Source organism: Polaromonas naphthalenivorans CJ2 (assembly GCF_000015505.1).
Lineage (GTDB): Bacteria > Pseudomonadota > Gammaproteobacteria > Burkholderiales > Burkholderiaceae_C > Polaromonas > Polaromonas naphthalenivorans.
In genome coordinates, this window is record NC_008781.1 from 3955243 (window position 1) to 3967080 (window position 11838).

Consider the following 11838-nt stretch of genomic DNA (forward strand, 5'->3'; position numbering starts at 1 on the left):
ATGCCAGCGAGCGGGCCGCAGAATGATGCCGGCAGGCAGCCGGTCGTCATCGACACCAACATCATTCTGGACATCTTCGTTTTCGCCGACGCCGCAGCCAAGCCCGTCAGGCAGGCGCTGGAAGCCGGCGAACTCGACTGGATCGCCACCCGGCCGATGCGCGACGAACTCGCGCGCGTGCTGGACTACCCGCAAATCGTGCCGCGCCTGAAGTTCTACCAAATTAACGCGGGCGACGTGCTGGCGTCGTTCGACCGCCATGCCCGCCTGCTCGAAGTCGCCATCAAGGCGCGCCTGCATTGCAGCGACCCAGACGACCAGAAGTTCATCGACCTGGCCGTTGCCGGCAAAACCCTGCTGCTGAGCAAGGATCGGCATGTGCTTTCGATGTCAAAAAGGCTTCTTGCGCATGGTGTACGGGCACGGGCAGCTATGTAATTTATAGCGGAAAGGGTCGTGGAAAATCCGGGCTGGCAGTTACTGGTGCGGATTTCGCCATTGCTGCACGCCCCACGATTCAGCCAGTGAGTCACGACACGCGTGCGCAAGGTTCAAGGAGAGCGCTTGAACCTCGATGCCAAGTTTTCCTTGTTCCAGAGCACGCCCCAATTGCACCATCGCGGCCTCGACGTGCTTGTCTTCGACCAACGCCAGCTCCCCCCAATAAAGCGACCAGAAGCGCTGCCTGGCCAAAGCAATGTCGTCTTTCGATGAGGCGGTGGCCAGGGTTGCCGCTGCTTGCGTTGCTTCCGTGTACAGCTTGAGCTGGCGGTCGAGGAAGGGTCTGGTGGCCTCTATTCGTCGCGTTTCCGCCTGGCTACGCTGGTTCGACACGAACTGATAGCCACCCCACACAAAAGCGACGGCGGCGCCTGCCAGCGTGAGCATCTTGATCCAGGACTCAAGCGGCGGTGTCTGCATGGTGTTTCCCGAAGGCCTATTGAAGCTTCAAAAACAGCCTTGAAAGTCATTTGAACTGCCAGCTCACCTTGTGCTCCAAGGCGATGGCACCCAGGCCTTGCCCGGGCGCGGGAAGTGGGCTGATGGTGTACGGGGCGGTGCCGGATATTCCCTTGTATTTGCCAGTTCCGCCGATCAGGGTGTCGGCGGCCCACGCAACTTGAATGAGAGACAGGGGTATGAGCGCAGCAAGGGCTGCTGAAGTGAGCTTGTTCATTTCCATCCTCGGGGCTTTTCGTTGATTTGGGTTGTACCTATCCCGGCTTGGTAAATTCAGTTGAAAACCGGCGCCAGTCCAATCTCTGGCGCCAAAATTGAAACTGCCGCTTTCAAAACCCGCGCGGGTCATCGACCGGATCTTGCGTGATGACGGTGCAGCGCCCTGCCTTGTTCAGGCCGGCGCTGGCTGCGGTCTGGCGCCAGGCCCAAGACATTCCAGACTGCACTCTATGACCCGGGTTTTCCGATGACTTGATGTTTCGCAAGTGCAGGGCATATCCCATGGCCTCTTTCAGTCCGGCTCAGTCCAGCGTTCACCCGGATCGGCAGGTCCGATGTGTCGAAGGTGTCAGGGATGGGGGCAGCGCCGATGACGTGCTGGCCTCGTTCGACCGTCACGCGCCTGGCCCGCAGCGCCCCCGACGACCAGGAGTCCATCGACCTGGCCGTGGCCGGCCAAGCCCTGCCGCCGAGCAGGGATCGGCATCAGCCTTCGATATCAAAAAGGCTGCTTGCGCATGGTGTGCGGGCGCAGGCAGCTATTTAATTAGTAGCACTCGGCTACCAGAGAACAGCCGTATTGAAGGCGCCAAAAGCAGCATCGCAGGTCACCAGCGTTGCTTTTTCAATTTCGCTTTGCGCCGCCAGCATCCGGTCAAACGGGTCGCGGTGTTCATGCGGGTAGCCGCCGGCCAGCAGGCTGTGCTGCCAGGTGATGGGCAGATGTTCAAAGCCATCGGCTTCGATCAATGCCTGGAACTGCTTGAGCGCGGCCTGCGCGATGGCGAGCTTGCCCAGCCTGAACTTGGTCGAGATTTCCCACACGCTGGCCGCACTGACCAGCACCGTGTTGTCTTCCTCGGCAATCGCTTTGCGCGCGGTGCCTGAGAGCTGCTTGTCGTCGGTCCACCACCAGAGCAAGGCATGCGTGTCCAGAAGCAACCTCACTTGGGCTCCCAGCCAGCCAGCTCGGCTTGCGGCAAAGGCTCAAAGAATGCGCTCTCCACCAAGCCCAGCCCTGAAAGCCGCCCAGGCTGGCGCTTGCTCACGACCGGCGCCAGCGGCATGAGCCGCGCATAGGGCTTGCCGGCCTTGGCCAGGATGATTTCCTGTCCCGTGTGCGCCTTTTCCAACAGCTTGGAAAAGTGGGTCTTGGCTTCGTGGACGTTGACGATGAGTTGGGCGGCCATGGATTTTGATGATGACTAAGTTTGCGGACTAAGTTTAGTTTATCAAGGGCGCGGCGTCAGCGAGAAAAAGAAATCCAGCATGTGGAAATGGTCATCATGGAACTGGTCCTCCAGGCCGGCCAGTTTTTCAATCGGAACCCACTCTGCGGATGCGGCATCGTCCGCCGCCAGGACTTCGGGCGGGCGGCGCGAACCCAGGTCAAACAGATGCGCATGGGTGATCACGCGGCCGCGCTGGCTGCGGTCGGGGTGGTCGAACACATGCACGGCCTTCAGCGCATGGTGCATGTCGCCTTCAAGCAATTGAAGGCCGGTTTCTTCCATCAACTCGCGCAGGGCCGACTGGTACACGGTTTCGCGCTGCTCGATGAAGCCGCCCGGCACCGCCAGCAGGCCCTTGCCGGGCGCATAGCCGCGCCGGATCAGCAGCACGCAGCCGCCGCACTGGACCACCGCATCGACCGTCACGAACACCGGCGGGTACGGCGAGCCGGCCCAGCGCGCTTTTTCCTGCCTGAGGTTGTCCCACTCCTGCGCCAGTTGCTGGAAATACGGCAGCGCCGCCCAGGCGCGCAGAAATTCGAGCGTGCTGGCGGGCGCCTGGCTGACCAGCGCGGCCAGCGTGGCATCGAGCGCGCTGCCGGCGTTGCCGAAATAGGCGTCGCGCAAGGCGCTGGCGTCAATGTTGCCCTGCAGCGGCAAGGCGTCCAGCGTCCAGCCCGGAAAGCCTTCGAGGTACTGGCTGGTGGCGTCCTTGAAATGCCCGACCAGGACAAAGGAAGTCCCGGCGGTTCCGCCCGCCAGTTCGATGACGCCCTGCCGCACGGCGCCCACCCAGCGCTCCTGGTCGTAATAGTCGCGCACCGGCAAAAACCGGACCCGGCTGCGGTCGGCCTCGGGCAGGGCCAGCCGGATCATTTCGGCGCGCTCCTGCCAGGTGAACGGGTTTTTGGGCGTGCGCGCCTGATGGGCCGAACCGAGCGCGACGATGCACAGCGGCGCCGATGCCAGCGCCCGGTGCAGCAGCGCCAGCTGGCCATGGTGAAAGGTCTGGAAGCGGCCGATGCAGACCGAAACGTCGTATTGTTGAGCAGCGATGGAGGTGGTCATAAGGAGGTTATTCAAACTTGGCGGCAATCGGCATCTGCCGGCCGGTGCCGAAGGCGCGGGCGCGCAGTCGGATGATGGGCGGGGCTTGCCTGCGCTTGTATTCATTGCGCGCGATCATGCCCCGGATGCGCTCTATCATCGCGCGGTTTTCGGCTTCCTTGCGCAACGCATCGACGAAGCAAGCCGCTTTTTCATACTCTCCAGGCGCCAGCAGCGGCCCTTCGATCAGCAGCTTGAGGACCTCGTCGAGCACCGGATACGGCGGCAGGCTGTCCACATCCTTCTGGCCGGGCGCCAGTTCGGCGGAAGGCGCCTTGTCAATGATGGCCTGGGGAATGATTTCCTTGCCTGCCGTTTCGTTGAGGTGGCGCGACAGGGCAAACACCTCCGTCTTGTACAGGTCGCCGATCAGCCCCAGGCCGCCGTTGGTGTCGCCGTAGAGCGTGCAGTAGCCCACCGACAGCTCGGACTTGTTGCCGGTGGTCAGCAGCAGGTGGCCAAAGCTGTTCGAGTATTCCATCAGCACCGTGCCGCGCGAGCGCGCCTGCAGGTTTTCCAGCGCGATGCCCTGCAGCGGCTGGCCGAAGGCGGCTTTAAAACCGCCGGAAAATTCCGCTACCAGGCCGTTGATGGGGTGGCGCAGGAGTTCGACGCCCAGGTTGCGGCACAGGATGGCCGAGTCATCGACCGAGCCGGCCGACGAGAATTGAGAAGGCATGGTGATGGCCACCACATTGGCCGGGCCGAGGGCTTCGGCGGCCAGCGCCAGCGTCAGCGCCGAATCAATGCCGCCCGATGAGCCAATCACGGCGCGGCTGAAACCGCAGCGGCGCGCATAGTCCCGCAGGCCCAGCACGATCTGGCGCCTATAGAACGCCATGAGGGGCAAGCCCTCCACCGGCACCTTTGCCGGCCGGTCGCCGGCCAGCGTCAGAAAGCGCCCATTGTCAAAGCGCAGCGTGCTGACCTCTTCCACAAAGCGCCCGGCCTCATAGACCACGCCGGCCTGCGGCTCCACGGCGAAGGACGCGCCGTCATACACCAGCTGGTCATGCCCGCCCACCTGGTTGACATACACGATGGGCAGCTGGTTGCGTCGGCTCGCAGCGCTGAATACCTGGTGGCGCTGTTCGCGCTGGCCGGTATTGGACGGGCTGGCGTTGATCGAAATCACCAGATCGGGCGCGGCGCCCCGCAGGCGCTCGAAAGGATTGACCGCGTAGTCCTGTCCGTGGTCGTTCCAGCCATCCTCGCAGATCAGAAAACCCGCCTGCACGCCCCGGATGCGCAGCACCTTGGCCACGTCCTGGCCGGGCTCGAAATGCCGCCGCTCGTCGAAGATGTTGTAGGTCGGCAGCAGCTGCTTGGCGTATTCGAGCAGCACCTCGCCGCCCTGGATGACGCGCAGGGCGTTGATCAGCTTCTTGCCCGGCGCTGCGCGGCGCGCCGGAAGACCGACCACCCAGTGCAGGCCGGGAGTCTGGCGCGAAGCGAGCAGGATGTCTGCAAAGGCCACGTCCACCCGCGCCATGAAGCCGTCCTCGTCCAGCAGGTCGCCGGGATAGTAAGCCGTCAGGGCCATTTCAGAAAACACCACGATGTCGGACTGGTCGGCCCAGGCGGCGCGGGCGGCGGCGACCATCTTGACCACGTTGCCGGCCAGATCGCCAATCGTGAAGTTCAGTTGTGCAACGGTGATTTTGAGCATGGAAAGCGCCTTGTCAGAGGGTTGACGGGACATTGAAGACCTGCCGCAGATAGGCCAGGAAGGTGGGGTTGTCGCACAGGGTCTTGCCGGGGCTGTCGGACAGCTTGGCCACCGGCCGGCCATTGCAGCCGGTCAGCTTCATCACGATGTTCAGCGGCGTCAGCCCCATGTCGTTGCTCAGATTCGTGCCGATGCCGAAGCCGGTCTGGGTCCGATTGGCAAAGGCGCGGTACAGCCCGAGCGCGGCGTGTACATCGAGCCCGTCCGAGAACACCAGCCGCTTGTTGTGCGCGTCCACGCGCAGCCTGGCGTAGTGGGCCAGGGCCTTTTCGCCCCAGACAAACGGGTCGCCCGAATCATGGCGCAGGCCGTCGAACAGCTTGGCGAAGTAGAGGTCGAAATCGGCCAGGAAGGCGTCCATGCCGACGACATCGGTCAGCGCCACGCCCAGGTCGCCCCGGTACTCCTGCACCCAGTCTTCCAGCGCGGCGCGCTGGAAGTCACGCAGCGTCATGCCCAGCGCCTGGTAGGTCTGCAGGTATTCGTGGGCCATGGTGCCAATCGGCACGAGGTCCAGCGTTTTGGCCAGCAGCACATTCGAAGTTCCCTTGAAATAGTCCGGCAGCTCGCGCTGCAGCGTGCGGACCACCTCGGTCTGCCAGTCGCGCGAGAAGCGGCGCCGCACGCCGAAATCGAAAAACTCGAACGGATGGCGCAGGGCCGGTTCTGTTCCGAAGTCCCGCAGCAGCGCTATCTTGTCCCGCAGGCGCTGGCGGCCCTGCGCCAAGGCGGCCGGCTGGTCGAAGCGGCGGAAATACAGCTCGTTGACGATGGACAGCACAAAGATTTCAAACGCCATCACATGCACCTGGGGGCCGGTCGCCTGAATGACCAGCGACTGGCCGTCGGCCCGCGCCGAGATGAACTCCCGCTGGAACTGGAAAATCCGCAAAAAATCGGCAAAGTCGCTTTTGATGAAGCGCAGCCCGCGCAGGTAGCGCAATTCTTCCGGCTCAAAGCGCAGGCTGCAGAGGTGGTCGAGCTGCTCGTTGACCTCGGGCAGCAGTTCAGCCAGCGGATAGCCCGGCTGGTTGCGGCAGACAAAGCTGTACTCGGCCTGCGTCTGCGGATGGCGGTGCAGCATGGTTTGCCACATCGTGAACTTGTACAGGTCGGTGTCCAGCAGGCTTTGAATGATGGCTTGCATCAGAGGTTCTCCGTGGGTGAATTCGGGCGCCGTTCAGGCGTTGTCTGCCAGGGCGGGAAGTATTTCGGCGCTGGTGGCCAGCCGCACGCCGCGACTGGCCATATCCGCCAGAAAGGCACGGTGCTGCGCCTCGAAGCCGCCGACAGGGCTCATGCAGTCGGTCAGCAGCACCACTTTGCTGCTCTGGCCGGAAGGCAGGTGGTCGATCAGGTGCTCGGTCGTCGCTTTCACGCAGTGGCTGCTGGCCTCGCCGGCAATGATGATCTGGTCGGCGCGGTCCAGTTCGGCGATGAACGCCCGGTTGAGCTGGGTCGCGGCATCGCCCGCGTCGGGAACCTCGGCCTGCAGGGCGCTGTAGTGCTCGGTCCAGGGGTTGCTGCCCTTGCTGATTTTGCGCGCCACGGCCAGATTCCTGTCTTCCCAGCGGTTGCAGGCCGCCTTGACGGCCAGGTGGATGGCGTGGCCCCAACTGCCGATTTCGCAATGCACCGGCCAGACCATCAGGGTGTAGCGGCCGCGCTGCTCCAGTGCGTCCAGGTAGGCCAGCGCCCTGGGAAGCATCAAGGGGTCTTTGGGCGCATAGCTGCCATCGCGCACCTGGGCCGCCGCAATCGGCGTGAACGGGCTGACGCTGCCGCCCGCGCCGGTTTGCCAGAAGGTCGGGTGGGCGATATCAAACCGGTGGTGCGAGTCCAGCGTCAGCGCGATGGCCGAGATGCCGGGCGCGCCTTCGCGGATCAGCCCGGCCAGGCGCAGCATGTCCGCATGCGCGCCGGCGACCGGCAGCGCCGGAGCAAGCGCCTGCCCGGTCAGGGGGTCGAGCGGGCACCAGTCGGCGGGCAAGTCGCAAAAGTCGTTTTGCGGGTCGATGAGGAGAAGCTGAATGTTTTTCTTCATGAGGCGGCGGGCTGGCATGGCAGGTTTTCCTTGAAGTGGTTGAGATAGGTTGTACTGAACAACCTTTGCATGGGTTGCATAATACAACCTTACTCGAATTAATTCAACCGGAACGCAAAAAAATGATCGCCACCAGGGATATTCAGGAGATGGAAAGGCCGCTGACCACGGTCGATGTGGTGATCTTCACCGTGCTGGACGGCCAGTTGCAGGTCTTGCTGGTCAGGCGCCCTGACGGGCCGGAAGAGCCTTTTCCGAATGCCTGGGCCTTGCCGGGCGGCTTTGTCGATGTCCGGCGGGACGATTCGCTCGAAAGCTGTGCCCGGCGCAAGCTGCTCGCCAAGACCGGCGTCAGCAGCCCCTACCTGGAGCAGCTGGGCAGCTGGGGCGGCCGGGCTCGCGACCCGCGCGGCTGGTCCGCCACGCATGCCTACTTTGCCCTGCTGCCTGCGGATTGCGTGCAGCTGAAGCAAGAGGAAGGCAAATTCGCCCAGTGGCATCCCGTCAATGAACTGCCGCCCGGCCAGCCGCTGGCCTTCGACCATGCCGGCATCCTGCAGGCCGCGCTGGAGCGCCTCAGAAGCAAGGTCGAATACACCTCGCTGCCGGCCTTTTTGCTGCCCGAGCCCTTCACCCTGCCGCAGTTGCAAAAGGTGTATGAAATCGTGCTGGGCCGCCCGGTGGACAAGAGCGGCTTTCGCACCCGCGCCCTGGCGGCCGGTTTTCTGGACGAGCAGGGGTTGCTGGATGTGGGCTCGCCCCGGCCGGCGATGGGCTACCGCCTGAAGGACAGGGCGGCGGCGGTGTATTTCCCGAGGCCGTTCAGCCCCAGGAGCAGTTAAAACCCGGCCGAAGCGCTCAAACCTGCACGGCCATGGGGCGATACACTTTGCCCCAAGAGCCTCGCGGGAGGCTCAGGACCGCACCTTTTTTATGACAAATTCAAACCTCACCCCAGCCACCTCCGCCGACACTGCGTGGATGGAAACCGAAGCCTTCGACGAACTCGACGCCATCCTGGACGACCTGCGCAGCCGCTACGACGAAACGCCGCAGTGGGAATTCTGCGAAGGCTTCATGGCCGCAGTGATCTGCTCGCGCCGCCCGATTCCTGACTACGAATACCTCGGCGTGCTGCTCGGCCTGCCGGTCGAGGGCGAGGAGCCCGACGAAGACAGCGGCTCGTTTGCCAGCGACGAACAGCGCGAACGCTTCATCGCCCTGTGGAAGCAGCGCTGGAACGAAGTTGAAACCGCGCTCGATGCCGAAGTCGATTCGCTCGAAGACGACGCCTGCTACCACCCCGAAGTCATGGACATTCGCGGCGTGGTGGCCGACATGCCGCCCGAGGAACAGGCTGCGTTCGCCAAGGCAGACCTGCCCGCGTTCGCGCAGGTGTGGGCGCTGGGCTTCATGTTCGCGGTCGAAAGCTGGTCCGACGAATGGGCCGCCCCGCGCGACAAGGACGCCGCCAAGTGGCTGGATGGCGCGCTGCAGGCCATCGTCGCCATGACCGAGGACGACACTGGCGCACCCGAAGTCTCGCCGCTGAGCGAGGAAGGCACGCCGAGCACCAGCATCGCCCGGCTCAATGCCTTCGGCGAAGCCATCTGGGCGGTGTACGACCTGCGCGAGCTGTGGAAGACCATGGGGCCGAAGGTCGAAACCATCCGCAAGGAAGCCACGCCGGGGCGCAATGATCCTTGCTCTTGCGGGAGTGGGAAGAAGTACAAAAAGTGCTGCGGGGCTTGAACTGTCCTGCTTGAAGATCAGGCTTGAGTGCTTCTGATTTTGTAGCAGGTTGCACCCATGGCTAAAGCGTCAGAGACTGATTTGATCGTGAAAAAAGTTTTTGAGGTTTAAAGCAGGGCCAAGCTAACGTCGGTCATTGATTTAGAAACTCGCTGATGATTTGCCATTGGTCGCGCTGCTCTTTAAATCCAGGAATTTTTGAGAGCGACAACTTGCCCCACTTGCTGCTCGGATTGTGCAACTGCTGAACCGTTGCGACTGGCAAAACATAAAACTCTGGCGCCAGCACTTTTGCGGTGCCATCTTTGGAGCCACGATTGAGCAACACGACGACGAAATCACATGCGAAGTTCTTGATAATGAAGCCTTCGGCTCCAGTACGCCACCGACTTTTGACTTGAATGCGTGCTGATTTGTTTTGTTCAGGGTTCGTTGCTGTTATGTCGTACCCCGCCATGTTGGTGTACGTCTTGTACGATGGAATACCGAGCGTCAGTAGATTTCCGAGCACTAGGAATTCAGCGCCTTCTGATTCGAGGTGCGTGTTTTGGCGGGACATTTTGAAGAATGGCTAAAGTAATTTATGCGGCAAACCCTGCAGGATATAGCCGCCTACGGTGTAATTGGGATGCGAAAAGCTGATGGACTGCGCCACTATAGCCCCAAGCACCGCCTGAAGACTCAAGCCACGTTTTCAGCATCATTTAAGGCTTTTGCGCAATAAGGACGGGCGCAACTATTGATCCGGCCCAATGAAGTATGAACTTTACTGAATTTTCTCTATCGAAGAAAGATGGAAAAAGAAAATGCAAGAAAGCAGACGCTGGAGCAGCTTCACGAGCGGCGCAAGCAAGTCGTGAGACTGCATAAAAGGGCAATGGGCGTCATGCAAATTGTCTCCATGACGGGTTTGAGCTACCCGGCTGTGCGCAGGTGCATCGACCTGTTCGATGAGGGCGGCTGGCCAGCAATACGACCGGCCTTGCGTGGGCGCACTCAAGGTCTGGGGCGCACCCTGAGCCAGGCTCAGGAGGACAGCCTTCAGCGCAGCATCATCGATCAACGCCCTGAGCAGCTCAAGATGGATTTTTTCCTGTGGAGCCGGGCGGCCGTAGGCCAGCTCATCGAGCAGGAGTACGGCATCGAGCTGCAGGTGCGCAGCGTTGGCAAGTACCTGGCCCGCTGGGGTTTTACGCCCCAAAAGCCCATCAGGCGAGCCTACGAACAAAGCCCTGAAGCGGTGCAGGCCTGGCTCGAAGGCGAGTACCCGGCGATAGAGCAACGCGCCCGCCAGGAAGGCGCTGAAATCCATTGGGGTGACGAGACGGCGCTGGTGAACACCGATGTGCGCGGTAGAAGCTTTGCGCCTGCTGGAAAGACACCGGTGGCCAGAACCGTGGGAGGCACCCGGCAAAAGCTCTCGATGATTGCCACGGTGACTAACCAGGGGAAAACCCGCTGGATGATCATTGACGATGCGTTTGACGCGGACAAGCTCATCGAATTCCTGCGGGCACTGGTCAAGGATGCGGGCAAAAAGGTATTTTTGATACTGGACAACCTGCGGGTTCATCACAGCAAAATCGTCAAGGCCTGGGTGGCTAACCACAGGGACGAAATTGAGCTGTTTTATCTGCCCAGCTACAGCCCTCAGCTCAATCCGGAGGAACGCCTCAATGCGGATCTGAAGCAGGAGATGGGCAAACGCGTACCGGCGCGCAGCAAAGCCAAATTACGCGATGCCGCCAACGAGCACATGGCTCTGCTCGAGCGCACGCCTGAGCGAGTTATCGCCTACTTTCAGGATCGGCGTGTTCGCTATGCCGCTTAATACTTCATCGGGCCGGATCAATAGCTATCAAATTAGTAGCGCAGCGCCTTCATCTGCCGGTCATGCCACCCCCGCAGCAGCGTCACCGCCACCATCGCCCCGAGCAGCGCCCAGAACATGTCCGACTGCGTATCCCACACATCGCCCTGCGTGCCCAGAAAGTCGGTGGCGCCGCTGCCCGCAGCCAGTGCCACGCCCCACTCGATCAGTTCATAAACCGCGCTGATCGCCATCGCCACGCACACCGACAGGAACGCCGCCATGCCCCGGCTGCTCACATAGCCGCGCTGCAACAAGACTTCACGCGTCACCATCGCCGGCACCAGCCCCTGCATGAAGTGGCCGATCTTGTCGTAGGGGTTGCGGCCCAGGTGCAGCGCCTCTTGCAGCCAGAAACCCAGCGGCACGCGCGCATAGGTGTAGGCGCCGCCCAAAATCAGCACCCCCATGTGCAGCGCAATCAAGGCGTACAGCAGCGTGGTCAGCGGATAGCGCCGCCATGTCGCCCCCAGCACCGGCGCGGCCAGCAGCACGGGCGCGACTTCGAGCAGCCAGGTCGCGCGGTCATAGGGCGACACGCCAGATGCCACCAGCGCCGTGAAGACCAGCAGCCCCAGACCGGCCAGCAGGCGGCGGCGCGACTCAATGCGCGGGGGTTCAGGCCGTGCCATGAACCGGCTCGCAGCGCGCCTCGGTTGTCACCGGGTTGGCGATGACCCCGGACATCGGCAGCGGCACCCCCAGCGACCATGAAACTTCGGCGGTACAGCCAGCCATGCATCCCTCTCCTCTTCAATTGAAAAATTCCTGCAAGGCCGTTTGCTCAGGGCCGGGCAGCCGGCGATGCCGGTGCGAATCAAGCATACGCCAGCGTCCTGGGCGGCGCTGCGCAATCAATGCCCCGGCGTGCGCCCTGGTGCAGCCGTCAATGTCACAATCACGCTGCAACAACTTACGCGTTGTT

General features: G+C 62.3%; 15 protein-coding genes. 5 read left to right on the forward strand and 10 right to left on the reverse strand.

What is annotated here, in order from left to right; translation table 11 throughout:
- Positions 1–438, forward strand: coding sequence for a putative toxin-antitoxin system toxin component, PIN family (locus PNAP_RS18560; RefSeq protein ID WP_041376805.1), 438 nt, complete (start codon positions 1–3; stop codon positions 436–438).
- Between the two features lie 39 nt (positions 439–477).
- Here PNAP_RS18560 and PNAP_RS18565 read toward each other — a convergent pair whose 3' ends face one another.
- Both PNAP_RS18565 and PNAP_RS18570 read right to left on the reverse strand, forming a co-directional pair.
- The gene (locus PNAP_RS18565) at positions 478–921 is read right to left on the reverse strand and encodes a hypothetical protein (RefSeq protein ID WP_011803075.1); all 444 of its coding nucleotides are present in this window, start codon (positions 919–921) and stop codon (positions 478–480) included.
- Between the two features lie 46 nt (positions 922–967).
- Positions 968–1177: a hypothetical protein gene (locus tag PNAP_RS18570; RefSeq protein WP_157040324.1), complete on the reverse strand. Its 210-nt coding sequence runs from the start codon at positions 1175–1177 to the stop codon at positions 968–970.
- A 372-nt stretch (positions 1178–1549) separates the two neighbouring features.
- Between PNAP_RS18570 and PNAP_RS25880 the strand changes: the two genes are divergently transcribed.
- Positions 1550–1726 carry a hypothetical protein gene (locus PNAP_RS25880; RefSeq protein WP_157040325.1) on the forward strand — a complete coding sequence of 59 codons (177 nt, stop codon included), beginning with the start codon at positions 1550–1552 and terminating at the stop codon, positions 1724–1726.
- 14 nt (positions 1727–1740) lie between these two features.
- Here the strand turns inward: PNAP_RS25880 and PNAP_RS18575 are convergent, their stop codons facing one another.
- From PNAP_RS18575 to PNAP_RS18600, 6 genes are read right to left on the reverse strand one after another with little or no spacing between them, the layout of a single operon-like run.
- On the reverse strand, positions 1741–2127 hold the full coding sequence (locus tag PNAP_RS18575) for a type II toxin-antitoxin system VapC family toxin (protein WP_011803077.1): 387 nt from the start codon (positions 2125–2127) through the stop codon (positions 1741–1743).
- Positions 2124–2369, reverse strand: coding sequence for a type II toxin-antitoxin system Phd/YefM family antitoxin (locus tag PNAP_RS18580; protein ID WP_011803078.1), 246 nt, complete (start codon positions 2367–2369; stop codon positions 2124–2126). Before PNAP_RS18580 ends, PNAP_RS18575 begins: the two co-directional genes overlap by 4 nt.
- Positions 2370–2411: 42 nt before the next feature.
- Complete coding sequence (locus tag PNAP_RS18585; RefSeq protein WP_011803079.1) at positions 2412–3479, reverse strand: bifunctional nicotinamide-nucleotide adenylyltransferase/Nudix hydroxylase; 1068 nt, start codon at positions 3477–3479, stop codon at positions 2412–2414.
- A gap of 7 nt (positions 3480–3486) precedes the next feature.
- Positions 3487–5187 (reverse strand): NAD+ synthase, encoded by a 1701-nt coding sequence (locus PNAP_RS18590; RefSeq protein ID WP_011803080.1) that lies wholly within the window; start codon positions 5185–5187, stop codon positions 3487–3489.
- 13 nt (positions 5188–5200) lie between these two features.
- On the reverse strand, positions 5201–6394 hold the full coding sequence (pncB, locus tag PNAP_RS18595) for a nicotinate phosphoribosyltransferase (RefSeq protein ID WP_011803081.1): 1194 nt from the start codon (positions 6392–6394) through the stop codon (positions 5201–5203).
- Between the two features lie 33 nt (positions 6395–6427).
- On the reverse strand, positions 6428–7291 hold the full coding sequence (locus PNAP_RS18600; RefSeq protein ID WP_041376807.1) for a cysteine hydrolase family protein: 864 nt from the start codon (positions 7289–7291) through the stop codon (positions 6428–6430).
- Positions 7292–7413: 122 nt separating this feature from the next.
- On the opposite strand from PNAP_RS18600, the gene PNAP_RS18605 reads away from it, so the two are divergent.
- Positions 7414–8133 carry an NUDIX hydrolase gene (locus tag PNAP_RS18605; RefSeq protein ID WP_041376808.1) on the forward strand — a complete coding sequence of 240 codons (720 nt, stop codon included), beginning with the start codon at positions 7414–7416 and terminating at the stop codon, positions 8131–8133.
- A 91-nt stretch (positions 8134–8224) separates the two neighbouring features.
- Positions 8225–9043 carry a UPF0149 family protein gene (locus PNAP_RS18610; RefSeq protein ID WP_011803084.1) on the forward strand — a complete coding sequence of 273 codons (819 nt, stop codon included), beginning with the start codon at positions 8225–8227 and terminating at the stop codon, positions 9041–9043.
- A gap of 133 nt (positions 9044–9176) precedes the next feature.
- Here PNAP_RS18610 and PNAP_RS18615 read toward each other — a convergent pair whose 3' ends face one another.
- Positions 9177–9602 (reverse strand): hypothetical protein, encoded by a 426-nt coding sequence (locus PNAP_RS18615; protein WP_011803085.1) that lies wholly within the window; start codon positions 9600–9602, stop codon positions 9177–9179.
- A gap of 234 nt (positions 9603–9836) precedes the next feature.
- Here PNAP_RS18615 and PNAP_RS18620 point away from each other — a divergent pair, with 234 nt between their 5' ends.
- On the forward strand, positions 9837–10874 hold the full coding sequence (locus PNAP_RS18620; RefSeq protein ID WP_011799840.1) for an IS630 family transposase: 1038 nt from the start codon (positions 9837–9839) through the stop codon (positions 10872–10874).
- Positions 10875–10906: 32 nt separating this feature from the next.
- Here PNAP_RS18620 and PNAP_RS18625 read toward each other — a convergent pair whose 3' ends face one another.
- Positions 10907–11545 (reverse strand): DUF2238 domain-containing protein, encoded by a 639-nt coding sequence (locus PNAP_RS18625; protein ID WP_011803087.1) that lies wholly within the window; start codon positions 11543–11545, stop codon positions 10907–10909.
- Positions 11546–11838: the final 293 nt, after the last annotated feature.